This is a genomic window from Pradoshia sp. Z4_20, assembly GCF_058216035.1.
This window is the reverse complement of the sequence record NZ_JBZAJD010000001.1, coordinates 1083215-1109547: the sequence shown is the minus strand read 5'-3', so window position 1 is coordinate 1109547 and position 26333 is coordinate 1083215. Positions and strand designations below refer to the sequence as shown.

The 26333-nt window shown below is 36.1% G+C and carries 20 protein-coding genes, 1 tRNA gene and 1 riboswitch; of the genes, 8 read left to right on the top strand and 13 right to left on the bottom strand.

From position 1 onward, the window contains the following. Positions 1-1049: 1049 nt before the first annotated feature. The gene (locus AC4BHP_RS05300; protein WP_077248014.1) at positions 1050-1202 is read left to right on the top strand and encodes a YpzG family protein; all 153 of its coding nucleotides are present in this window, start codon (positions 1050-1052) and stop codon (positions 1200-1202) included. A gap of 45 nt (positions 1203-1247) precedes the next feature. On the opposite strand, the gene AC4BHP_RS05295 is transcribed toward AC4BHP_RS05300, so the two are convergent. The 8 genes from AC4BHP_RS05295 to AC4BHP_RS05260 form a co-directional block, all read right to left on the bottom strand. Next, a complete protein-coding gene (locus AC4BHP_RS05295) occupies positions 1248-2300 on the bottom strand; it encodes a ribonucleotide-diphosphate reductase subunit beta (protein WP_148629763.1) in 1053 nt (350 codons plus the stop codon). 16 nt (positions 2301-2316) lie between these two features. Beyond that, complete coding sequence (locus AC4BHP_RS05290) at positions 2317-4581, bottom strand: ribonucleoside-diphosphate reductase subunit alpha (protein WP_490551522.1); 2265 nt, start codon at positions 4579-4581, stop codon at positions 2317-2319. Positions 4582-4613: 32 nt separating this feature from the next. Beyond that, the gene (gene nrdG, locus AC4BHP_RS05285; protein ID WP_490551519.1) at positions 4614-5075 is read right to left on the bottom strand and encodes an anaerobic ribonucleoside-triphosphate reductase activating protein; all 462 of its coding nucleotides are present in this window, start codon (positions 5073-5075) and stop codon (positions 4614-4616) included. Continuing rightward, positions 5072-6952 (bottom strand): anaerobic ribonucleoside triphosphate reductase, encoded by a 1881-nt coding sequence (locus AC4BHP_RS05280; protein ID WP_490551667.1) that lies wholly within the window; start codon positions 6950-6952, stop codon positions 5072-5074. The genes nrdG and AC4BHP_RS05280 overlap by 4 nt, the downstream gene beginning before the upstream one ends. A 131-nt stretch (positions 6953-7083) precedes the next feature. Next, positions 7084-7265: riboswitch (cobalamin riboswitch) on the bottom strand. 86 nt (positions 7266-7351) lie between these two features. After that, on the bottom strand, positions 7352-9592 hold the full coding sequence (locus tag AC4BHP_RS05275; RefSeq protein ID WP_490551516.1) for a DEAD/DEAH box helicase: 2241 nt from the start codon (positions 9590-9592) through the stop codon (positions 7352-7354). Between the two features lie 165 nt (positions 9593-9757). Beyond that, a complete protein-coding gene (locus AC4BHP_RS05270; RefSeq protein ID WP_066103561.1) occupies positions 9758-10213 on the bottom strand; it encodes a YueI family protein in 456 nt (151 codons plus the stop codon). A 379-nt stretch (positions 10214-10592) separates the two neighbouring features. Then, the gene (locus tag AC4BHP_RS05265; protein WP_066103560.1) at positions 10593-11519 is read right to left on the bottom strand and encodes a manganese-dependent inorganic pyrophosphatase; all 927 of its coding nucleotides are present in this window, start codon (positions 11517-11519) and stop codon (positions 10593-10595) included. Positions 11520-11609: 90 nt separating this feature from the next. Continuing rightward, positions 11610-13772, bottom strand: coding sequence for a DNA topoisomerase III (locus tag AC4BHP_RS05260; RefSeq protein ID WP_490551666.1), 2163 nt, complete (start codon positions 13770-13772; stop codon positions 11610-11612). A 315-nt stretch (positions 13773-14087) separates the two neighbouring features. Between AC4BHP_RS05260 and AC4BHP_RS05255 the strand changes: the two genes are divergently transcribed. Beyond that, positions 14088-14231 carry a hypothetical protein gene (locus AC4BHP_RS05255; protein ID WP_175354252.1) on the top strand — a complete coding sequence of 48 codons (144 nt, stop codon included), beginning with the start codon at positions 14088-14090 and terminating at the stop codon, positions 14229-14231. Between the two features lie 78 nt (positions 14232-14309). On the opposite strand, the gene AC4BHP_RS05250 is transcribed toward AC4BHP_RS05255, so the two are convergent. Continuing rightward, positions 14310-15371 (bottom strand): hemolysin family protein, encoded by a 1062-nt coding sequence (locus tag AC4BHP_RS05250; RefSeq protein ID WP_140461511.1) that lies wholly within the window; start codon positions 15369-15371, stop codon positions 14310-14312. A 73-nt stretch (positions 15372-15444) separates the two neighbouring features. Beyond that, positions 15445-16752 carry a hemolysin family protein gene (locus tag AC4BHP_RS05245; protein ID WP_140461512.1) on the bottom strand — a complete coding sequence of 436 codons (1308 nt, stop codon included), beginning with the start codon at positions 16750-16752 and terminating at the stop codon, positions 15445-15447. An 818-nt stretch (positions 16753-17570) separates the two neighbouring features. Between AC4BHP_RS05245 and AC4BHP_RS05240 the strand changes: the two genes are divergently transcribed. The 5 genes from AC4BHP_RS05240 (at position 17571) to AC4BHP_RS05220 (ending at position 20390) form a co-directional block, all read left to right on the top strand. Continuing rightward, the gene (locus AC4BHP_RS05240) at positions 17571-18059 is read left to right on the top strand and encodes an STAS domain-containing protein (protein WP_066103554.1); all 489 of its coding nucleotides are present in this window, start codon (positions 17571-17573) and stop codon (positions 18057-18059) included. A 146-nt stretch (positions 18060-18205) separates the two neighbouring features. After that, positions 18206-18279, top strand: a tRNA-Arg gene (locus AC4BHP_RS05235). A gap of 374 nt (positions 18280-18653) precedes the next feature. Further along, on the top strand, positions 18654-19253 hold the full coding sequence (locus tag AC4BHP_RS05230; RefSeq protein ID WP_066103552.1) for a DUF6944 family repetitive protein: 600 nt from the start codon (positions 18654-18656) through the stop codon (positions 19251-19253). A 222-nt stretch (positions 19254-19475) separates the two neighbouring features. After that, positions 19476-19892: a hypothetical protein gene (locus AC4BHP_RS05225; RefSeq protein WP_066103550.1), complete on the top strand. Its 417-nt coding sequence runs from the start codon at positions 19476-19478 to the stop codon at positions 19890-19892. Between the two features lie 6 nt (positions 19893-19898). After that, complete coding sequence (locus AC4BHP_RS05220; RefSeq protein WP_490551515.1) at positions 19899-20390, top strand: hypothetical protein; 492 nt, start codon at positions 19899-19901, stop codon at positions 20388-20390. Positions 20391-20929: 539 nt separating this feature from the next. On the opposite strand, the gene AC4BHP_RS05215 is transcribed toward AC4BHP_RS05220, so the two are convergent. The 3 genes from AC4BHP_RS05215 to fbp all read right to left on the bottom strand — a co-directional run bounded on the left by AC4BHP_RS05215 (position 20930) and on the right by fbp (position 25171). Further along, positions 20930-22018: a copper resistance D family protein gene (locus AC4BHP_RS05215; protein WP_139891878.1), complete on the bottom strand. Its 1089-nt coding sequence runs from the start codon at positions 22016-22018 to the stop codon at positions 20930-20932. 3 nt (positions 22019-22021) lie between these two features. Further along, positions 22022-22600 carry a copper resistance CopC family protein gene (locus AC4BHP_RS05210; protein ID WP_139891877.1) on the bottom strand — a complete coding sequence of 193 codons (579 nt, stop codon included), beginning with the start codon at positions 22598-22600 and terminating at the stop codon, positions 22022-22024. A 642-nt stretch (positions 22601-23242) separates the two neighbouring features. Next, entirely contained in the window at positions 23243-25171 is a 1929-nt protein-coding gene (fbp, locus tag AC4BHP_RS05205; protein ID WP_066103543.1) for a fructose-1,6-bisphosphatase, read from the bottom strand. A 424-nt stretch (positions 25172-25595) separates the two neighbouring features. On the opposite strand from fbp, the gene AC4BHP_RS05200 reads away from it, so the two are divergent. Continuing rightward, complete coding sequence (locus AC4BHP_RS05200; protein ID WP_490551513.1) at positions 25596-26333, top strand: cyclase family protein; 738 nt, start codon at positions 25596-25598, stop codon at positions 26331-26333.

Here is a 26333-nt window from a genome sequence, read left to right as displayed (position 1 = left end):
ACTGATTCTTTAGAGTGCTAGATATCTATATATTTATCACCGTGCTCACTTTTCAAACATTTTCCAAATTATAATAGGTCTACCATATATACTATGAAAGACCAATACCATTTATAATAAGCCAACTGACACATTAATTAAAGACCAAAAGTATCTATTTAAGGCTGGCTGCTACAAGTATAATATGAGTTAAATTTCCTAAATTAATATAGTTTTAAAAAAATATAACATACCTCTTTAGATGTTAGTTATCATTTTGCGGGAGAGTGTATTTTACATGGTGAAGAAATTGAAAAGAGAACAAGCTGATCTTTCTTGACAATATCGAGGAATGTTTCTGTATGGATTTCTGCCAATAAATTAAAATCAATCACTAAGCTACTATAACATATCTGTAAAAATTGATGTTTCAGATAAATATGCTAACTTTAATTTTACGAAAATTAGAAACAGCAATCTTTCTTTTGGACAAATTTTATCGCTCATAAGCAGAAAACAAACTATAAGAAAGCCCGACTTTTATTCAATAACACATTTACTTATACAGGTTCCGCAATAAGGATAAATCGATGATGTGTTACATCAAAGTACCCATCCGCCTGAATAATCTGGTGGATTATATATCATACATCCAATTAATGATCCAACTCAAAACTCGGTACTTTCCAGAGAATGGCTTTTAGATATAAAAGTACCAACATCATAAAACGTTGGATTGGATAGGCTTCTTGACTATAAACAACAGTCATATCATTCTTCCGGACTTCTTTCAGTGCTATTTCATCGTATTTTCCCCTTTAACAGATGATTTTATAAATCATTCTGTCAAAATGGGAGACCGCGGCATAGATTTCTCCGTTATTATTGTTCATATTCCAAATTTCGCATAATTATCCACCATCAATATCCATATTATATATATTTTATCATAATATAGAAAATAATTCGTGAACTTTTCCCGAGATTAAAAGGCACTCATTTTGTATATCCTATACTTGATGTCCTCAAAAGGGACATCAGAACGTATCCTACTGATGGGGTGATAAGCAATGAGTTATCGGAATCATTTAGATCCACACTCTTCTCTTTTTCACCATAACTGGACAAGGCGGAAGCGCTCAAAATCACAGGTTAACGGACATACTGCAATGTCCCAAACCAATATCATTTTGAGGAGCAATGCGAAAGCTCACCGCTGGTAAGGATGCCTTCAAGCAAAAAGACGCCGTAATGGCGTCTTTTTACATTTACAGTTCATCAAATCCATTGGTATCTGTTGTTTTTGTATATTGTCTTGATTTCTGCTCAAAGAAATCCGTCTTGCCTAAATCCACTTCCTGATAGGCAACAATCCATCTTAATGGATTTTTGTTCGGAACCTCTGGAAACGGAGATCTTCCATACCCCAATTGATTGCAACGCTTATTAGCCATAAACTGGATATATTGTTCGAGCTCAGCCATCGTAATTCCCTCGATTTTATTTCCTATAACTTTATAACCCCATTCAATCTCAAGCTCTGCAGCAGTTCGGAAGGTTTCAATCGCAAAATTTTTCAATTCTTCTGTATTTGTTTCAGGATGTTCAGCCAATATTTCTTTAAAAATCTTCTCAAACAGCCCAACATGGATCTGCTCGTCTCGATTTATATAATTAATCATCGTTGAAGTTGCCACCATCTTTTGGTTTCTGGCCAAATTATAAAAGAAAGCAAAGCCTGAGTAAAAGAAGAGCCCTTCTAGGATTACATCATAGATAATCGATTTAAGCAGATTTTCAATTGTTGGGTTTTCTGTGAAATCCCGATAGCCATCAGTAATAAAATCATTTCGTTTACGCAAAATCTCTTCGGTTCTCCAATATTCAAAAACTTCATCTTGCTTGCTTTTCTGGACAATACTTGACAATACATAGGAGTAGGAATGGTTATGAATGACTTCTTGCTGCGCCAGCATAATCATCAATGCATTCAGAGATGAATCGGTCAGATAGTCGGCGACTTTACTGGCATAGTCAGACTGGATACTATCAAGCAATGCCAACAAGCCTATAATTTTTAGAAAGGATTCTTGTTCAATTTCTGAAAGATTTGGAAATTGTTTCGCATCATTCACCATATTAATTTCAAAAGGCGTCCAAAAATTAGATAGCATTACTTTATATTTAGGATATGCCCATGGATAGCGCACATCATCCCAATTTAAAATATTTGAATTTCTGCCATTAATAATACCCGTTGAACTATTCGGTGCTTCCCGATCGACTAATTTACGTTTTTCCACTATTGTTTTTGTATCCATTATATTTCCCCCATCCTTATTGGCAGCTTTCGCATTCTTCTATAACAGCGCTTGAAGTAGAACGTACATAGTATGTTGTTTTTAATCCGGTCTCCCATGCAAGCAGATGCAAGTCTAATAAATCACGTGCTTTAATATCATTACGGACATACAAATTAAACGAGATTCCTTGGTCGATATGTTTTTGACGACGTGCATTTTGGAGAATGCTCCATTTTTGGTCAATTAAATAAACGGATTTATAATACCACATTGTCTCCAGATTCAAGTCAGGTGCAGTCACTGGAATACGGTAATTCTTCTTCTCTTCGGAATATTCCCTTCTGAAAATTGGATCAATTCCGGATGTAGAACCGGCAATAATCGCAGTTGAAGAATTTGGTGCTACGGCCATAAGATAGCCATTTCGAATTCCGGAAGTATGCACTCTTTTTTTCAATTGACTCCAAGCATCTGAATCATAGCCTCTTTGGTCAAAAAAGAATCCGCTATCCCAATCAGATCCTTCGAAAAACGGATAAGCACCTTTCTCACTAGCTAAATCCACACTTGATTTAATCGTTAAATAAGCGATTTTTTCATATAAACGGTCGCAGTATTCAACGGCTTTCTCTGATTCCCAGGCAATCCCCTCAAGCGCCAATAAATGATGCCAACCAAATGTCCCAAGTCCTATAGCCCGATAATTTTTATTGGTTATGTTCGCCTGAATGACCGGGATATTATTTAAATCAATGACATTATCAAGCATTCTCACCTGTATTGCAATTAACCGTTCAAGGACATCTTCCTTTACAGCTTTAGCAAGGGAAATAGATGATAGATTACATACGACAAAGTCACCCGGTGTTTTTTCAATAATAATTTTCCCATCCTCGGTTCTTTGTTCAATAACAGTAGTTGGACTTTGATTTTGAGTAATTTCCGTACATAAATTACTGCAATAAATCATTCCTTTATGGCGATTAGCATTAGAGCGGTTGACCGTATCCCGATAAAACATATAAGGTGTTCCTGTTTCAAGCTGAGAAATCATAATCGCCTTAAACACTTCAATGGCAGGTATTTCTTTTTTGGAAAGCTGTGGATTATTGATACATTCAGTATATTTTTGTCTGAATTGGCCATCCCCCGCTTCTTCATCAAAATAATCTTCAAGAGAATACCCCATTACTTTTCTTACTTCATGAGGATCAAATAAATACCAAGTACCGCGCTCCTTGACCATCTCCATAAATAAATCCGGAATGCAAACACCTGTAAATAAATCATGCGTTCGAAAACGTTCATCCCCATTATTTAAACGCGCTTCGAGGAAGGCAAATATGTCTTTATGCCAAACATCCAGATAAACCGCAATGGCTCCCTGTCTTTGACCCAGCTGGTCCACACTAACTGCGGTATTATTTAATTGCTTCATCCATGGAATAACTCCTGAAGAAACTCCCTTAAACCCTTTAATATCACTGCCTCGCGCTCTAATTTTCCCTAAATAAACACCTATCCCTCCGCCATTCTTAGATAGATTGGCAATATCAGTGTTTGAATCATAGATACCTTGCAAACTATCATCAACAGTATCGATAAAACAACTGGATAATTGGCCATAGCTTTTCCCAGCATTAGCAAGCGTAGGAGTGGCCACCGTCATATATAGATTGGATAAGGCCCAATATGCTTCTCTTATTAATCCGATTCGCTGTTCTTTAGGCTCATTGATCATTAATGTCATGGCAATAATCATAAACCGTTCCTGAGGAAGTTCATATAAGCTTCCATGATGAGATTTCGCTAAATAGCGATCTGCCAGCGTACGAATGCCGATATATGTAAATAACTGATCTTTTAAGGGATCGATGACTGCTTCGAGTTCATTGATTTCTTCTTCTGTATATTCTTTTAGCAATGCAGGATTATATATCCCCATATCGGTCAATTGTTCAACAAGCTGTTGAAAGCTCCCATATTTCTGTGTTAGATCATATCCCCGGCTTTTTGAAGCTTTATCATATAACTGGTCTAAATAAATTGTTGCCGCTGCAAATGTCCAATCAGGCTCATCAGCAGAGATACGTTCTACGGCGCTGAGTACCAGTAAATTCACTAACTCTTCCTTGCTATAGTCAGACTTATACTCAAGTGCTGTCATGATTTTTTCTAAGTATTCCTCTGCTGAATAGATAGAAGTATAGGAATTAACACATTCCTTTATATATGTTTCTACACTTCTTAAATCTGTGACTTCCAGACTTTCATAGTTTGATTCGTAAGATACTGCCATCCTAATTTCCCCCTTATTAATTGCCGATCTATTCAAACAAAAAACTCCTGTAACGGTATAATTCTTTGATTTGAACTTCCGCGGAACGGTAAAGTTATATCCCTTTTGTCCAATTCGAATTTTCCATCAACCAATACATCACATAGAGACAATAATTTTTGATAAGATGTATTTGGATTGGAGAGAATCTCCTCTAAAGTAAAACCGCTGTAAATCCAAATATTTTTACCGCCTTCCTTCAAAAGCTTTGCCAGCTTAACTAGCTGATCTGCCTGAATAAACGGTTCCCCACCCGAAAATGTTACATCCGTCAGCGAATTGCTCATCAATTCTTTATAAATATCTTCTATGCTAATGTTTTTTCCGTTTCTTCCATTCCAGCTCTCAGGATTGTGGCAACCTTTACACTGATGAGGGCAGCCAGCAAAGAAAACGACTGATCTCATTCCTTCCCCATCGACAACACTGTCATGAATAATGTTCATTACTCTCATTGTCCATGCTTCACTCGATTCTTTTCTTCCTCAGCCTTGGCAGGATTCCATTTACTCATGTCCCCTACAAGATATCCCGTAATTCTTCTGATTCGTTCTATCTTTAACTCATCATCGTTATGGCAAACCAGGCATTGTTTTTCAATATATCCTTTGTAATTACACTGAAGACATCGATCAACCGGATGGTTAATGGACCCGTATCCTATATTGTTTTTAGCCATTGTACGAATAATCATATCCAACGCTTTTAGATTATGCTTTGGATCTCCATCAATTTCCACATACGTAATATGTCCCGCATTGCATAATTCATGGAAAGGAGCTTCCTTTTCAATTTTCTCGACTGTACGAATTGGGTAGTGAACTGGAATATGAAAGGAATTCGTATAATAGGCACGGTCCGTCACATTTTTAATAACGCCAAATTCTTTACGATCCCGTTTGACAAATTTTCCGCTCAGGCCCTCTGCAGGGGTAGCGATTAAGGAAAAGTTCATATTAAACTCTTCTGCCGCGTTATCTGCTTTCTTTCTCATAAATGATACAATTTCATAAGCCAAGTCGTATGCTTCCTCATTCTCCCCATGATGATAGCCAGTCAAGGCTTTAACACATTCCGCTAAACCGATAAAGCCAATTGATAGGGTCCCCTGTTTTAACAGCTCGCCTACTAATTGTTCTTCCTTCGCCTTTTTACTGCCTCTCCAAACACCTTGTGTATACAAAAATGAAAATTGGCTCACTTTCTTTTTTGCCTGATATTCATACCGATCAAATAACTGCCTGATGGCAATATTACAAATTTCATTTAGTTTTACGTAAAATTGTTCAATCGAATTAGATTGCAGCGCCAGTTTTACGAGGTTAATAGACGTAAAGGATAAATTGCCTCGGCCTATGCTGTTTTCTATCCCATGACGATTTCCCATAACCCTTGTGCGGCATCCCATATACGCAACCTCGGAATGATGTGTTCCATCATAATACTGATAATTAAAGTAACTATCTATAAAACTAAAATTCGGAAACAGCCTTTCCGCAGTTGTTTCAAGTGCTAATTGATAAAGGTCATAGTTTGGATCAGACTCGTCAAAATTAATACCAGTTTTCACTTTGAAAATCTGGATTGGAAATATGGGAGTTTCCCCATTACCTAAACCTGCGTTTGTAGCTAATAAAAGATTTCTAACAAGCATTCTGCCCTCTTTGGTTGTATCCGTTCCATAATTCACGGATACAAATGGAACTTGTCCGCCTCCGCGTGAATGCATGGAATTACAGTTATGGATAAATGCTTCACATGCCTGATAAACGGAACGCTCCGTTTCCTTCCATGCTGTTTGATGAAGCAACTCCTCATTCCATTCACAAGGATATTGCTTCAAACGTTTCACATGTTTTTTAAATGTTTTCTTTACATAGGGGGCTAGGTCCGCATCAAACATCGGAAACGATTGGCCGCCATGCTGCATATTTTGATTAGCCTGTATAATGATGGAAGCAAGCGCCATTGCACTGCCAATATCCTGCGGTGGTCTCATGGTACCGTGACCCGTATTAAAGCCTTTCTCAAGAAGATTCCCCAACGGAATTTGGCAGCAAGTTGTAGTACCAGTAGCATAAAAATCCAAATCATGCGGATAAAGGAGATTTTCATCAAACGCATGTCTTGCTTCATCAGAAAGTAAATTCTCCTTTGCATAATAGCGAGCACTTTCACTCGCAAACTTGCCCATTTGTCCCATTGGAGAGGAGGCATTCATATTGGCATTTTCATTGACCAACTCCAAATTATTCAGATGAACTATTTCTTCAAATGATTTTAATAATTCGTCTACTGGAGTTTCTGTCAATTTACTCTTTTCAGTAACCATTGGCTTCATAATATTTCCCTCCACGCAAAAAATCCCATTGCCTAAAATAAGCAATGGGAAAAGAAATAATAACAAGATTGAAAGACCAAAAATGCTATTTCATCCGTTCCACCCTCATTGCTCCCGATAAAGGCAAACCAGTGAAAAAGGCAGGTCTCCTGACTCATGCTTCACTTTACTCTAAGTCCTTCCCATAGATTTCTCTACAGTGGTTTACTTATTTCATCAGCATATACAGTTGCGGGTACAGTTCCGGATTTTAACCGGATTCCCTATTAAGTCGTAATACGACACCTTAAACACGTTAAACTCAATATATAGTATTTTAAATTAAAAATAATAACAACATATAGAATTATAAATCTTATATGTGAAAATAGCAACTAAAATTCCGACAATTTATTTAGGCAATTGCTGGAGAAATTGATTGATAAATGCTTCGGATTCCAATCGAATTCCAATGTATGGCGGATGAACACGTTTATTGGCTTCAAGAGGAACCCCCAACCACAATACTTTTTGGTCAAGGATGACAAATGTGAAGCTTGGCCCATTCTGAAGATGGATATCCGGATCCAAATAGGAATGGGAATCTGGAGAATACATCATCAGTCTTGTTCTTGAGTTCCTCGTCTTCACTCTTTGAACAAAATCCGATGATAACACACTGGAATTTGGCAAGGAAAGGATAATGGAAGATTGGGCTTTTTTTAAATCCTGATAGAACCCTTCCAAATTTCTTGCATAAATCCATTGTAATTTTGGATGATGGTTGGCAATCCATTTGCCTATTTGATCCATATTGACCATTTGATTCCGTTTCATTTGATATTGAACGAGCTGATGAAGAGTTTTTGTATGCGAAACTTTTGATTCTATAAACTCCACATCGCTGACATGAATCAGTTTCCCTTTTGTTCTGGTAATTGCAACATTTAACAGCCGTTCACTTTCCCTGCCCGTTAAAAGCATCCCTGCCCGATTTTGCGGATAACTATCAACACTATCAAATACCATTACTTCCCGTTCACTTCCCTGGAAACGATGGACAGTGGCCGCCAATATATCATGCAGGCCGTTCTCTTCCTCATATAGATCTTTAATTAATGTTTCCATCAATTGTGCCTGCGCACGATAAGGGGTTGCATAACCGATTGATTTACTCCCATTGCTGTAGGCTTCATGAATAACCTGAAAGGATAACAATAGATTCATCAAATTCATTCTAGAACCAGAGGAAGTGCCCGTAAAGCAGTGTTCCCCTGTGAAGCTCGTATTTAACAGTACGGAAGCACGATCTACAAAAGGTGTCTTTGAAACGATATCTTTTTTATTTATATGAACACTTGGATGATCGCCAACCAGTGAATTATAAACATATTGGTTCGTAAAAGCGGAGATATCCGGATGCATTCTCCTCTGTTCCTTTAATAAAAACAAATGAGTATGAAGTTTTCCCCCACGTGCAATATCAGCTACACCGGCACGATGGAAGATGTCCTCCTTCAGCCAGCGGTCTACAAGCTCTCCCCTCGAAACCGCAATAGGAGGTAATTGCTTAAAATCCCCACAAATAATACAACGCTTGGCAAGTGCGCCGGCAAAGGCAATTTGCGGGATAAAGGCCATACTGGCTTCATCAATGATAACTAGATCATACTCTTGTTCAAAAATACTCGGGTCCATTGCTGCTTTCGCCAAGGTAGTCCCAACAATGAAGGCATTTTTGACTAAATGAATTTCTTTTTGCCTTATTTTCTCTAAGATTCTGCCCAGTTTTTTTTCAAGGTCAAGAAGCTGCTCCGAGTCACGTACGCTAAAAAACAGAGACAGATCTTTTTTTAGCAGTTTCTTTTCTTCATTAATCGAATCCCTTTCCTTCACTAAATGTCCATCATGACTTTCCAATAATTTAGCCGGCAATATATCCCCATGCATCAGAAGACCCTCACCAGTTTGAGAGCCGTAACGTAAAATATCTCCTTCATGAAAACGATCCGCTCGTTTAACAAATGCCGTAATTTCGGCAAGCAGGACATCCACAGCCTGATTACTGTGAGAGAGAACTAATATACGTTTCTTTTTAAAATATTTATTGGCTGCCGTTCGTGCTAAAGTATACGTTTTTCCTGTACCAGGCGGTCCCCAAACATATGTGACCGGGTTATATTTTGATCTGGCATATAATTCGCGTACCGCGCTTTTACTTGTTTTGTCCGTTCGTTTATCAGGCATGGAAGGCTCCATGATCCGTTTAACCCGACTTCTTTTCCGCTTACTTTTCCTGATATCATCCAGTCTTTCAATCAGCTGATCTAAAAGTTCCCATGGGTCATGATAAATCGTAGCCTCTTCAATCAATTCACCTATTGATTGTTCAAGAGACAGAAGCAAACTATTGCCCTCAGAGGATAGGATTCTGGCATCAAACCGACTCCCGCCCCATTCCAGCTTAGCAATCGTTCCAACAGGTATACGCAAAATACTGGATGACTCAAAATAGTACGTAAAAGAATCACCTGACATAATCTTATTGCCATTCATCAGGTGATAGCGGGTACTTCCATATTTTTTTAAATACTGAATCTCTTCTTCAAGTGCTTCCTGCCATTCTTCAATATACTCTTGTGTTGAATTCATTCTTTGTGCCCCTCAAATCATAAACCTAAATTATCTCTAATTTGATAACTATACCATACAAACTAAAACTAGAATAGTCGATGGCACATACTCACCTAACCGAAACATGCATCCAGACACCGTATTGTTTCTCGTATTAAGGGGTGCACAGTTATGACATTTTGTTTATGATTTTTTTGTAAAGAGTTGCTTAAGTGATTCAAAAAAACCTGTCTTTTTTTCTGTCTCCTCAGTATTAGTTTCTTCCTGTGCCGGTTCTTCTAATGTAATGTTATCGTTATTAATTGCATGATCATAGGCCAATACCAAACCATTAGGTGAATTATAGTCTTTATTGGTCACGATTTTAAATTGAATCCCATGTTCATCTGCTGCTTTAACGAATTTCGATAGATGGGAATAATTAATGTGGCCATTTAAATAAAGCTTAGCGCCCTTATTTTTTTTCAATAGGTCAATAAATCCATGTGGGATTTGTTTTTGAAAAACCTGAGCCTGTGTTAATGCGACAACCACACGTTCACGTAAGCTCCCAAGAAATTCTTTCCGTTCAGCAGGCTTTATTTCTTTAACGCCATGTATCCCTTCCTGTAAGTAATCATCTACTGTTTTCTTATTCATTTTATTTCCTCCTTGAATACTAATTAACATATGTAAATCGTTCTTAACTTGAGCTTATGTATTAGTTTGGTTAAATGCCTTCTCAACGATTCCCTATTCGGAAAACCTGATTATTATCTTTACTATTTTTTGATTGATCTGCCTGCATTATGTATTTTAAAGCTCGCTATTTGTGTACCATTATTGATATGTCCAATCGACACTCTGGATATGAATATATAAAAAGGCACCTGTTAAAAACAGGTGCCTTGTTCGAAAAAATTGAGGCGAGTCACCACACTCCACATAGTGTGTACCATAAGGTATGTGCTCGACTTACACAATTCAGCTCATCGCATATATTAATATAACATCATGCCAGAAATTTTGCAAGTAAAATTTACGATAATGCTTCTGTTAATGCTGGAACTACCTGTTTCTTACGGGAAACAACCCCTTTTAGAACAGCTGTATTATTTACCAATGTTACATGGAAAGCTTTTTCAACAGCTGCAGCTTTATCACCAATAGCAAGGGCAACAGAATCATTTGTTAAGATATCTGTCACAACTAATAGGAATAAATCCAGACCCTTTTCATTAATAGCTGCCTGCATAGCTGCTTCGAGTTCAGCTTGCTTCGCCATTACATCGTTTGTATCAACTGCATTCACTTGTGCAATTTCCACTTTTGATGTGCCCATGGAGAACTCTTTAGCATCCAAAGAAATTAATTCTGCAATAGTTTTCTTGCTTAAATCTGCTCCAGCTTTTAACATTTCCAATCCGTATTCTTCTGCATTAACACCAGCTATTTCAGCCAATTCTTTTGCAGCAGCAACATCTTGCTCTGTGCAAGTTGGAGATTTAAATAATAAAGAATCAGAAATAATAGCGGATAACATTAAGCCAGCTACTTCTTTTTTGATTTGAATTCCGTTTTCTTTGTATAGCTTATTTAAAATGGTTGCTGTACATCCAACCGGCTCAGCACGGTAATACAATGGATCAGCTGTTTCGAAATTTGCAATACGGTGGTGATCAATAACCTCTAATACTCGAACCTGATCGATATCATCCGCACTTTGCTGTCTTTCATTGTGGTCTACAAGAATAACTTCCTGTGTTTCTTCCGCAACCTTCTCAACCAAACGGGGAGCTGCCACTTTAAATGTATCAAGTGCATATTGTGTTTCACCATTAATCGCACCAAGTCGAATCGGTTCTGCTTCAACACCCAACTCTTTTTTTAATTCAGCATAAGCGATTGCTGAACAAATTGTGTCAGTATCTGGATTTTTATGTCCAAAAATCAATACTTTACTCATTTACAAAAACTCCCTTAATATAATATGTACTCCATTTACCAGCGCAAATGGAAACTTCTTCGACCATTATACCTGAATGCACAAAAATTTTTAAGTTTTTGGAGCAATTTCATTTGAAAACAGGAAATTAATTTTACCGTCCTTCCATTCAATCGCCGCGTCAAATGATTTTTCTCCTTTTTTAAACCCTTTTATGACATTGGTTTTCCCATCTTTTAATAATTTCTGCATATTGGTTTGGGAAATCTTTTTTCCAAGGATTTTTTTCGAAAATGTAAATTTACACTGGTTTTGCTTATAATTCGCACATCCATAAAATTCACCCTTATCGACTATATCCCCTTTACACAGCGGACAGGCGCCTACCTTTTTCCCTGTTGTAAACTTAGAAGAGGTACGTTCAATCGTTTCAACCTTTAATCCTGTAAAATCCCAGGTTTCAAAGCCTTTTACAGCATCCTCAATAATCTTCCCCGTTAATTTCTTTGTCTGCTCCATAAATTGAGCAGCTGATGCTTTCCCTTGCCCGATTTCGGCCAAGCGCTGCTCCCATTTAGCTGTCATTTCAGGTGAAGCCAATATCTCGTCGCCTATCGCTCTGATCAACACTTTCGCTTTATCAGTCGCAAATACTTGATTCTTTTTAACATCTATATATTTTCTATCCTTCAGCATCGTAATAATTCCCGCTCTTGTTGCCTCCGTTCCCAGTCCTTCTGATTTCATTAGCACTTTTTCGAGTTCTTCATTATCAAGATGCTTACCGGCCGTTTTCATTAACGTAATTAATTGTCCCTCGGTATATCGTTTAGGCGGTTGCGTTTTTCCTTCTTTTACTTTAACGCTTTTCACTTTACCTTCATCATCTTTTTGGACATTCGGAAGGATGGTATCTTCATCCTTTTCTTGCTGGAAAATAATTTGTCGCCAGCCTTCTCGTATTTGCTGCTTTCCTTTTGAAATGAACTCTGCTCTTCCATCAACTAATGTTATGAGGGTTGTATAGTCAAATATGGCTGATTCATAGTGAGCAGCAATCAAACGACGCACAATTAAATCATAGATATTCCTTTCTTCTCCTGAAAGCTTGGCTGGATTCGTCACCTGTTCAGTAGGAATAATCGCATAGTGATCCGATACTTTCTTTTCATTAACAAACCTAGAGTTATTGATAATGGATTCGTTTGGAACGGGTATGAATGATTTATATTTCTCGAACTGAGCAAGTTTCGATAGGATCTCCGGGAATGTTTCCGCCTCTCCTTTAGTCACGTAGTTTGAATCACTCCGCGGATAAGAGACAATTCCCTTTTGATACAGTTTTTGCGTGATATCCAGCGTTTGTTTTGGTGAGTACTTATACATTTTATTGGCGGTTGCCTGTAAGGCCGATAAATTAAATAATAAGGGCGGCTGGAATTCTTTACGCTCCGTCTTCATTTCTATAATTTTCGCATCTTTATTTTTACAAAAAGCTGCAATATTTTGAGCCATCTCCTGCTTATCCAGTCTGGACTCCTGATCCTTTTCCCATTTTCCTTCATAAGTCTGCCCATTTATATCAAACGTAGCAATGACTTCCCAAAATGGCTTAGATTCAAATTTTTCAATCTCCAATTCCCGTTTCACTATTAAAGCTAGTGTAGGTGTCTGTACTCTTCCTGCAGAGAATACATCATTCATCCCTTTTTGTTTAAGCAGCAAGGAATAGGCTCTTGATGCATTCATGCCAACAAGCCAATCTGCACACGATCTTGTATAGGCTTCATGATAGAGAGGTATGGTTTCCTGGCTGTCACGGAGGCTGTTAAATCCTTCTAATATGGATTTTTTCGTTAAAGAAGAGATCCATAAACGCTTCATCGGTTTACGAACGCCGCTCACCGCAATAATATTGCGTACGATTAATTCACCCTCCCTCCCAGCATCACCTGCATGAATAATTGATTCGACATCTGGTCGCTTCAATAATTGCTTGATAATGTTAAATTGCTTCGTTTTTGATTTTGTTACTTCATATGTAAATTTATCAGGGATTATTGGCAATGTGGCAATAGCCCATCTTTTCCACTCCGGTTTATATTTCTCCGGTGAGGATAATTCGGTTAAATGTCCGATGGCCCATGAACATAATGCCCCTTCCGGAAATACTTCATTAGGAGCAATCTCTAAATACCCGTCCCTTTTTTTGAAAGAGAATGGAGATGCCAGTGTAACTCCTTGATCCGGTTTCTCCGCAATAATCAATGGGATTCCCATTTTCAGGTCAAACTCCTTCTATGAAAATTTGTTCATTACTTTAGCTTAAGAATCTAATTAAAAAAGTCCACTTGCTAATAGTATCATTTTTATTATTTTTTTAAAGATACTTCTATTTTACTACAAGGTTTCTGAAAAGTTTAAACTGGTAATTGATGGATAACTTTAATTGATTAGAGTATATTTAAAAAGCATATATATCTTCGTAACTCATTTACTATTAACTTTTTACCGAAATTTAGGCTATTTTATAGATAAAAGTTTTGAGGACATTACTAATAGATCAGATTAAATAAAGGAGGTATTTGTATGGAGACTGAGCATCTTCCTCAAATAAAGAAGGCATTGCTTAACTCATGGTCTTTAAAATCAAGCTCTAAATGGTCTTCGGACACCAATGACTCTCAGTATAATTACTTAAAACAAGCAGTATTCCACTATTTAAATGCATAAAAAAGAGGCTCCGAAAAGTCTTACAAACGACTCAACGGACAGCCTCCTCCTTCTACATACTATTGAACGAACTTGCCATTAAGTTGCAGGCAGTTCATCTCCATTATATTCATCTTTAATTTCTCCGACGATTTCTTCTAGTATGTCTTCCATCGTGACCAAGCCGGCTATAGTGCCTTTTTCATCTACAACGATTGCCATGTGCATCCGACTCTGCTGCATTTTTAATAATACATCCTTGATATGAGTAGTTGATTTCAAACGCGGCATATCATGAATAAAATCCTGAATTGGTCTTTCACGTCCAGCTGCTATATTTGTTAGCATTTCTTTTGTGTTAATAAATCCAACCAGAAGATCTTTATCGCTATTTTCCGTAACAGGGTAGCGGGTATATTCATAGCGATCAAGCGTTTCAAGAATTTCTTCAAGAGACATTTGCTTATCCAAAGTGACAATTTGATTTCTTGGAATCATAATATCTTTTAAAATACGTTCATCAAATGCAAAGATGTTCTCTAGATAAGCCAGTTCAGTTTGATTAATCTCTCCACTCTCATAACTTTGAGTGACAATTAGTTTCAATTCTTCCTCCGAATGGACTGTATCATGTCCAGCAGGCTGTACACCAAAAATTCGAAGGATATATTGTGCAGAACCATTTAATGCATTAATAAAAGGTTTTGTAACTCTTCCGAACCAATATAGTGGCGGCGATAAAAGCAAGGATAATCTTTCTGCAAATTGGATAGCCAATGTTTTAGGAGCAAGTTCACCTATAACAACATGTAAGAACGTAACGATGCTAAGAGCGATTACATAGGACAGGACAGTAGATACTGATTCTGATATTCCCCATTCATCAAATACAGGATGGAGCATTTTTTCGACTGTTGGTTCCCCCAACGCACCTAATATTAATCCTGTAACCGTAATACCCAACTGACATGCTGACAGGTAATAGTCTAGATTTTCTGCAACTTTTTTGGCAAGAACCGCCTTTTTGTTGCCTTCAGAAATCAATTGTTCAATTCTGGACATCCTTACTTTCAAAATGGCAAATTCAGCACCAACAAAGAATGCAGTGAGCCCAATAAATATAGCTACTAAAAATAAATTTAATGCGATTGATCCGTCCAATTATTTCCCCCTTAAAGGGGGATTCACCTCCAAGAATAGTAAAAAAATTTGTTGTTCCAATAATTCCTTTTGATTATTTCTTAACCTTTTGAGTAAACAATACTTGTTTAATTTGGTGGTTATCCATTTCCTTGACAGTCCATAGATGCTTACCATGCTCCAATGAATCTCCATTTTGAACAGTATCAATTTTTTGATATTGGATCCAGCCTCCGACTGTATCTATATCTTCACTGTCCTCAAACTCGAGACCAAACAATTCCTCCATCTCACTCAAAAGGACTCGTCCATTAATCATATATTGGTTTTCTCCGACTTTACGGATATCGGCCACTTCATCAGCGTCAAACTCATCGCGGATCTCTCCTACAATTTCTTCCAGAACATCTTCCATCGTAAGAATACCTGAAGTGCCTCCGTATTCATCAATGACTAAAGCCATGTGTACCCGTTCCTGTTGCATTTTCAACAGTGCATCCTGTATATGGGTGGCTTCAAGAACATAAGGCAAGTCTCTAACAAATTCTTCAAGTTTACGTTCTCTTTTGGCAGCAATATGGGTCAGCATTTTTTTCACATTCACTACACCGACAATCTTGTCTTTATCCCCATCTTCAACAACCGGATAACGTGTGTAGTTATGTTCATCAATAATACTCACGATTTCATCATAATTCATATTCAAATCAAGTGTAACCAATTCAGTTCTTGGAACCATTATATCCTTGGCTACACGTTCATCAAACGAAAACACGTTTTCCATGTATTCCAATTCCGTTTGATCAATTTCCCCGCCCTGGTAGCTTTGGGTCATAATAATCTTTAGTTCTTCCTCAGAATATGCCTCTTCATGTCCAGCAGGTTTGACTCCAAATGCACGAAGAATGACCCTCGATGTCCCATTTAAAGCTTTAATGAATGGTGACAGCACTCTGCCAAACCAATATAAAGGCGGCGCAAGCATTAGTGTGAGTTTTTCGGCAAATTGGATCGCAAGCGTTTTTGGTGCCATTTCCCCCACTACAACATGCAAGAAAGTAACCAGTATAAATGCAATCGCATAGGACAATGCTGATGCAACAGCATCAGACACATTAAAAAGATTAAACAAAGGATACAATAGACCTTCCACCGCTGGTTTACCCAGTGCACCAAGTCCTAAAGTGGTTACGGTAATACCAAGCTGACAGGCAGAAAGATAGTAATCGAGGTCACTTGCTACTTTTTTCGCAAGCACTGCTTTTTTGTTTCCTTCTGAAATTAATTGATCAATACGGGACATCCGAATTTTTACTACCGCAAACTCAGATGCTACAAAGAACCCTGAGGCTCCTATTAGTACTACAAGTAAAACAAGATTGATTATCGTGGTTATGTCCAATTATTTCCCTCTTAAGAGGGATTCACCTCCAAATTATTTTTAAAAATTTTTACTAGTTTCATAGTTTTTTACGTTTTGTTATTAGTTTTGGTTACATCCTTATAATCTCTAAATACTCTTCTGCATGCAAAAGACCAAACCGAGAATGTTATATGCTCTCAAATTGGGTGAAAATATAATTAAAAGTAGAAATTAATCGTTATCCTTCCTTACCATGGTAGGACACGATTCAAGAAGAGTTAAGCGGAAGATCCTTCTCTATTGAAAAACATCTTTAAAAGGAGTCTGTTGCATTGGATTATCATTCTAAGCCTTTCACCTTCTATCAAGTAAGCCTCCTTGAATAATATAGTTAGGAAAAACTATAACATAAAACTAATGATAATATAAAATGAAACCACTTATGAATATAATAAACCTCATCTAAAATTTCAAAAAACTTTCACATATTTTATTAAAATAACATCCTTTGAGTACTAAACAATCCTAATAAAAAGGCAATAAACCTTTATTTGTTTATAATTTAGATAATCCTATAAAAATATCCATTTCAAAATTATTATTGGGTTTATAGTTTTTTGTATACGTAAATGCAAATATATAACTCTACAGAATCTTTAGCAGCACTCTAAAAATATTTTTATACTGTGTAGATGTAAACTCTAGGTCTAAACAATCCACCCTTATATATAGTATTCTTATCAGTCGGTTTAATTTCGAAGTTTTTTTAAAAATAAAGGATTTACTTGTGTTACTACCGAATTAAACAATAATATACCTGAAGTCAATGTATATATTTTATATAAGCGAGGTTGAAGATGGAGACTAACGAAAAAGAATTACTTCTTAAGCAAATAAATGATTTAACCGAGAAAGTCAGGGAGTTGGAAGCTAAGGACCGTAAAGTTTCAGTCCCGATGATCGCTTCCATCATACCCGACACCTTACTTGTTCCTTTAACTTTTGATGTTTCAGTAGCCTACTTTGATCAGGTTATTCAAATCATATTAAATTATGTAAACAACTCAGAAATCGATTCCATTGTACTTGATTTTTCCGGTTTCGTTCTAAAAGATTGTGATAATTTAGAACTGATGGGTGAGAATATAGGAAACTTAATATCCTCCTTAAAAGTGATGGGAATACAAGTCCTTGTTGTAGGATTATCACCAGAATTTGTAAAAGACTTAGTCTCTTCCCAATTACCTTTTACCAATTCACTACATGCATTCTCAACCTTTAAAACAGCACTGGAATGTTTAATGAAAGAAAAGGGTCTTATTATGGTAAAGGAATCACTGAAATAGATCGAGATTTCAGTGATATGGAATTTAACACCCTATAACATTTTCCGTAATAAACAAAATCATATTTATTAATTTAGAATATTAATTGGTTAATAAAGTTGACCTTTAGTAATAAAATTATTATAATTATAAAGTATCTTACATAAGTCCCAGTAGCTCAGCAGGATAGAGCAACAGTTTCCTAAACTGTAGGTCGGAGGTTCGAATCCTCTCTGGGACGTACGAAAAGCCTTGATTTATCAAGGCTTTTTTTTGTGTGTAAAGTAGCTGTCTAACGTTTGCCGATAATCTGCCGAAAACAATAGATGAGATTATACATTTTGAAATATTTCTAGTGGTGTCCCAATGTCGGTTGGTCGGGCAGCCCCCCAACTTATTACTTTTATGCTTACATATATAAGTAGGTACATTTCCTTCAAATTTCTCGCTATTATAAAAAACAAAGTTCATATTCATCACTTTTATTTACATCCTTCTTGAAGAAATTCTGGAAATAGGACCATGCTGCATGAATTTTTCGTTATTTAATTTAGCAGAACATAAATTTACATATTTGAATACGATGGTGTATGACTAAAACCACAAATTAAGTTGGTGATTCAAATAGAAACCAAAACACAGATTACAACAGGTGCAATGTGGGTAGGCGCGTTTGGCAGAATTGTAACTGCTATTGGGAATACACCACCTATATCACTCGATAATAAGGCCTCATCTGATATCAATTTAATTGGTTACAATCTTCAGCTTGCGGCTACGACAGTCCTGGTTGACACTGAGAGCGTCCTGACACTAAATAAAGTTGGTAATATAATTCAGGCGGGCGGCTTGTCTGCGGAAGTGGCCGGTTATATCCTTCCATTTAGTGATTCAAATGCACAACAAACCGTATTCAATATAGGAAATGAAGGACAAGCATTGGGCACGGTTTTGTCTTTTATGTATTCATTGGAAAGAATCACCAAACTTGCTAATCTATATAATGCATTCGGAGGTTTGTTACAAACCATTGGGATTAATATGTTAGTAATAGCGGGATTTTTACCATCAACCAGTCTTAAGAGACAGCAATTCAATTCCATAGGCAGCTGGATACAAGCTATTGGTGCTATCATCCAAGCAATCGCTCAAACAATAAGTGAGTCGGATCTTTCCAAATTTCAAACCGTTAATTCAGTTGTATACTATAAATAGATAAAATTGCATTTCTTTATAAATAGAGGCGTTCCAAAAAGTCATGTTGACGATTTATTGGAACTCCTTTTTTATTTGGTGGAATATTACAATTCATATATTAATCATTTGAAAAAAGACATCTGTAATCACAATGGCATCCAGATTATATACTCTTGGAACTTCTTTAATCTTTGGGCATATATTGTTTTAACTTACTTTATAGATCAAAGGGGAAAAGATATGGCAAACACTATAAAACAATATGGGCATGCTCTTCAATTAGCCGGCGGTAACTTAGTCTATATATCAAATAAAATCTATCCACAGTTTGCTGATAATGGTTTAATCATAAACCCAGAACAATACTATATAGATTTAAAAAATGCAGTAAATGTTGCACAGACTAGCGTTCTTTGTTTAGAAAATACAATTCCTCCCTCATTTTTAGTCATTGAACATACTCAACTAGTATCATCCTTCCAAGGGATTCTAAATTGCCTAAACAACGTATTTAACACTGATAGTATGGATCATTTATTTGAATTAAATGAAATAGAACTTGAGAAAGATTTTTCATCATTAAAAAGAATTCAAGAGGATTTAAATCAAACTACATTAAAAGTTATGGAGAAAATCAGGCTACAATCAAGTAGGTGATTAGAGTTGATTAAAAAGGACTTAGAAAATCAATTTATCGAATCTTTGCCTGTTGAATTTGGAGATAAGGTTGATTTATTTGGCCAAATGATTGTCACAATAGGTAACCTTCTTACAGTTCTCGGCATCAGCTTTGAGGCAAGCGAAGTTGAGGAAATTGAAGAAGAAGAGCAATTAGAAAATACGGCAGATTCTTCTCCCCCCCCTGACCAGGCCAATGAATCCAACTTAGGTTTTATCCTTGCATTAATTGGAGCAAGTACTATAACAATTGGTGATTTAGTATCTATTGGCGGTACTTTTCTGGATATAAAACAATCAGAATTAAATGAAAAGAATGAGCAAACATATAGGGAAGAACAAAACAAACAATTTAAAAAAATCGAGAACCAGATTACCCTATTGCAAAATGATGTGAATGCTTTATTTTCGTTAGTTAATTCATTAAAAAATGAAGTTAGTCATATACAAAATTTTTTATATGCTAGATATAATTAAATGTATTTCCACACGTTTCTTTATCTCAATGGGATATATCCTATATCCTCACAATCGAATCAGCTATATACTTATCTTTATAATTTCAGATAGTACCATACAATAAGCTCCACATGTTTTTGAGCATAGTTGTGAGTAAATTGCAATTAATAGTCTGTATGCATATATCCATAAATAATTTTTTTATTTCTCATTAATAAAAACGTCCTATAAATGCCTAGGACGTTCCTATTCATTATGCTTCTGCTGACTTTCGTTTCGTAAGAACGAATATAAAATATAGTTGGCAAAGCGATTAAATCTTTTTTGCTTGATGACCACACCCTATGAATACTTTGTAGTTATTCGTTACTCTATTGCTTCACGTTTAATCACCGATTTAATCGCTTTTTCAATTTCAGCGTAGCCCGTACATCGACATATATTCCTTATATAGAAAAAGGCCAATCCATTCATGAATGGCACCCATTTTGTTAAAAATAAACTCATTTTATAATCGCTAACTTAAAACCTACGGAAAAATTTATAATAATTCCCTTTTAACTAACACTCATGATCAAAGCCAAATAGCTTGAAAGGACAAAGAAGATACTAAGCACTAATGTGATCATTGATGAAGCTTTTTTAATAAACGCATAAAATAGCAAGGCTAAAAATAGAAAAGCAATAGTAATAAGTAAGATACTGATTGAATTTACACTCATCTGAACATCCATTCCTGAATAATACTGACCTTGATAAAAGAGTTCGAATAGAAAAGATAATCCTTCATGTTCCAATGTACCTGCACTTGGCGGTGATTGCTGGCTCATTGCAGCAGTTGCCGAAAAAATCAGTAGTGCTACTATACTTTCGGCTTTCACCCAGGGAACTGGATTAAAGGTTTCGTCCTCCCTTAACCTCCGTCGAATGAGTATGCCATTAACGAAAGCGTAGGCAAGCAGCACCATAATAAGAATATGTTTTATCAATAAAAATTGTCCATAATCAACCATCCAAGAATTTGGATATTGCGATAGATCTATAACAAATGTCATAAGGACTATTCCTGAAGCAGCTGTCACTAGGACACAACTAATTGCGATTGGGGTAAACCATCGCAAAAACTGCAGCCAATTCTCTTGATTTTTTGAGAACCAACTTATAACAAATAGAATACCAACCCAGACCGTTACAGCAGTAACATGCACAAAATGAGTTAAAAAACCGATGATCTGTTCCGATGTACTTGCATGACTGGACCAAGCAAGGCCCATAATCAAAAGAATGGTTAAAATACATCCAATCCAAGAGTATTTAGAATCTTCTCTTTGGTGAAATTTAGCAATAAACAGGAGTAAAATTAACATCACAATAGTTGTAAAAATCCATGCCTTGCCAATTTCGAACGTTAATAATACCGTTTGTATTCTCCCCTGCCAGTCTACTCTTTGCTGTAAGTTCAAGATTCGAATGAGTACGGGTGAAAAAGAAAATAATCCAACACCAATGGCAGCTAAGATCATATATTTCTTTCCTACAGATATGCTAGGCCGATGATGGTTTGGAACAATGGATAGAATAAAACTGCCCATTAATATGGAAAGACAAAGATATAGGGCAACTTCGCTAAAAATTACAGAGGACATTGTTTATTTTTTTCTCCTTAATGCAATAAAGGTGATTATAATAGTGACTATTAAAACACCGATAATAATAGGAACGAGATTGGATGATATATCATTTTCTGTTTGATCATTAGCAACATTTTCATTCGAATCCTGTTCATTTAAACCATCTTGATTTCCTTCATGATTTTCTACATTTTTACTCACTTGTTCTTCCTCATCGTTATTAGCTAGTGGAGATTCAGTCTCAGCAATTTTCACCTCGAATGAAAACTCCCCTTCCATTTGATGGCCATCTGCACTAATAATATTCCAATCAACAACATAATTTCCATTTATCAAACTAACAGGAATTGTTCCTGTAATTTCAGTGTCCGTGATCGTAATATTTTCAACTGAAACAGCTTGTTCCTTGGAATCCAATAGTTTAAAAGTACTGCCTTGTTCAATTTTCCCACTAAATATTAATGTTATTTCACGTAACTCTTCTGAAATAACTTCTCCGTCACTAGGTGTAGAACTCTCTAAATGAGAATGCGCAAAAGCATCAGGTACAAAAGAAACCATTAACAGTACTGCGATGATTAGTATAATTTTCTTCAAAACATTTCCCCCTGTTCGTAATTTCTTGAAATCAATTCTAATTATTGCAAAGTTTACATGTATCCCAAATAATAAGATAAGCGTATTCAGACTTATTTGTAAATTATAGATTACAATAGGTTTGATAATTTAAGGAACCCCTCACTATAATATAGGAAATAAAGAAAACAAAGAAGTCATTTACCTTTATTTAGAAGTCACACAATTAACAAGGAGATTATAAACTATGAAATATATTTGCCCCGTATGCGGTCATAAAGGGCTTGATGAACCCGCTTATTATGATTCCAAACAGTTACAAGTGGGTTCTTTTGAAATATGTTCTTGTTGCCGGTTCGAATATGGTGTAGATGATGATGTGGAATTGGAAAGCGGAGAATTTTTACCCGTAAGAGATGTACACAATATCTATCGTACAGTGTAGCTGAATTTAGACGCACATGTCGCCTCACCTTATTACTATCCAACTTACTGCCAAGAGAACGGGAAAGTGAAGCCAGAACATTTAGAAAAGCAATTAAAGAATATAGGTATAAACACATTTGGAAGACCGATACATGAAGTATAAAGTTAACCATATTGATTTTGCTGAAACAAAAAAAAACAGGAACACTGTTCCTGTTTTTTAAGTACAAGCTGCTATCAATCCATATAGCGATATTCCCTTAAACTATTTAATATTGAAATTTCCTGAATTATTTTCTCTCCAATATTGGTTTCTCTAACCTTTTTCCGTTTTAATTCTTTATCTACCAATCTTTTTATTGATAAAACATCTGTCCCGTTAAGTAAGACATCTTCCTTTGAATTAAAATGCTTATGGGCGACCAATTGCATACCGTAAGAATTATATAGCAATGTATATCCTGCTATGCCTGTAGTTGATTGGTATGCTTTGGAGAAACCTCCATCAATTACGATCATTTTTCCATTTGCCTTAACTGGATTTTCTCCCTCTATTTCTTTAACTGGTGTATGGCCATTTATGATATGACCTGTGTCAGGATCCAGATCAAAATCAGCTAGTATTTTGCGACAAATTTCTTCATTCTCGCGTAAATGATAGTATGGATTCTTTCTTTCTTTATGGGTTGACTTGTCCTTAATAAAGTACCTCTCAAAAGTTGTCATTTCTCTTTTTCCAAAGAGTGACGAATATTCTCCCGTCCATAAATACCAGACCATATCCGTCGCAAGATCACCCGACTCTTCAGGATGTGCAAAAGAATAACGTAAATATTGCTCAAAAACATCAAGTAACTCACGACCTGAATAGGTGTTATTATCGACGGTCATCTTCTCCATATTTCCTTCTTCATCTAAAGGAATACACCCATGTATTAATAGGTTCCCGTTATATTTTAAATAAAGGCTTCCTTTCTTCATAAGGAAATTCATATGTCTCGCGAGCTTTTCTGAATTCTGAACTGAGAATAATAACTTTTCCATAACCTGCTGTTCTTCCTCTAATAACTGTTCAGGCTGTTCGGGATTAACCGTGGCAAAGCAAGTGTTTTCAAGAGGGTAAGTCTCCCCATAAATCGTTATTTCATTTTTATCATAATCAATTTTCTCTAATAAAAGCCTATCTGACATATTAAAGCACGGACGTCTCTTTATTATAGGCATTTCGAGTTTGAATTGAATCATCGCAATTGCTTGATGAATTTTCGTTATTTGTAATTTTTCATGACTAGATAGTTTCTGATCTGAATGTACCTTTGGTCTGAAAGCCGGATTGTCATCATAGTATTTCTCAGCCAGAGTTAACAAAGGCCTCAAATTGATTCCATACACATCTTCAATAATATCGAGATTGTCATACCTTGCACAAATACGAATAATATTAGCAAGACAAACCAATGAACCAGAATAAGCACCTAGCCAAAGTACATCGTGGTTACCCCACTGAATATCAACCGAATGATAATTGATTAGAGTTTCCATGATTTTATCAGGTTCAGGTCCACGGTCATATATATCGCCAACAACATGAAGATGATCGACAACCAATCTCTGAGTTGTATAGGCAAGACCTGTTATGAGTTTATCAGCTTGGCCTAAGGAGATGATTTGCTCAACAATTTCATTATAATATTTTTCCTTATTTGCTTGATTCGTTTTGTACAGCAGTTCTTCGATAATAAATTCAAACTGCTTTGGCAATGCTTTTCTTAATTTCGAACGGGTATATTTGGATGAAGCATGAGAAATAAGTCTCATCATCCGCTCAATAATAACGATATACCATTGATTCAATTCTTCTTTATTATCAAATTGATTTTTAATTAACTTTAATTTCTCTTCAGGATAATAAACTAACGTCGCAAATTCATTAATTTCTTTTTCTAATAAAACATCTTGAAACAAGTCTTTGATTTTTTGTTTTACATTCCCGGAACCGTTTCTCAGTACATGTTGAAAAGCTTGATACTCCCCATGTAAATCACTGACAAAATGTTCTGTCCCCTTCGGTAGGTTAAGGATGGCTTCCAAATTAATAATTTCTGTTACTACTTTTTCTTCACAATCATATTTTTGGACGAGTAAGTCCAGGTATTTTGAATTCAAATATAAGTATCCCCTTTCGATATTTCTATCAATCTAATCGATTGGATCTAATTAATAAAAGGGGAAAGCGAATGCATTTGTAAATTCCCCGAATTAGCGAATATAGTAATTTAATTATAATTTATTTAACCAATAGTTGAATACAGATTTTTTAAATTTCTAATAGTAAAACCGTCACTGGTTTGCAATAATAACTTTGACCGGGATAAGTTTTTTAAGAATGAATAATTCTATTTCACTATTGGTAAAAATCATGCTCAATTCATTAACCATTCTCTTATCTGTAATGATATTAACTATTGCAAAAGTAATAAAAAATATCATACCTGATATTCTTTTTAAAGGGAGAGCTTGTTGCCGTTACACCTCTATGATAAAGTATATAATAATTATTTGAAAATTGAAAATTATGGAGGCTGAGTAGATGGTAAACAATCTGTTGCAGGTACTTAATATCTTGAAATCTAAGGAGTGGGTGGACCTCACTCATACATTTGGACCAGATTCCCCTCATTTCTTTATGTTTGATGACGCACAGATTGATACTTTATTTACTTATGAAGACGGATTCATGGCACAGCGTTATTCGTTCGCTGGTCAATATGGAACCCATATTGATCCTCCCATTCATTTCGTGCCAGACACCCGGTATTTGGACGAATTGGAACTAAAGGAGCTTGTGTTGCCCTTGATTGTGATTGACAAATCAAAAGAGGCGGCGAAGAATCCTGATTTCACACTCACCATCCATGATATTTTAGATTTTGAAACAGAACACGGAACAATTGAGGCAAATACATTTGTGGCTTTGCGCACCGACTGGAGCAAGCGCTGGCCAGACAAAGAGACCTTCTCCAACAAAGATGAGGAAGGCCATAATCATATCCCTGGCTGGGGCTATGAAGCGTTGAAATTTTTGTTTGAAGAACGAAGAATCAAAGCTATTGGCCATGAAACCTTTGACACCGATTCAGCTATTGACTTCCGTAAAAATGGGGAACTTAGAGGCGAATATTATGTACTTTCTCAGGATACGTATCAAATTGAACTCATGAAAAACCTGGACAAGTTGCCTCCTAAAGGAGCTATCATCTTTAATATCGTACCGAAACCTGAAAAAGCGTCAGGCTTCCCAGTACGTTCGTTCTCTATTTTGCCTTGA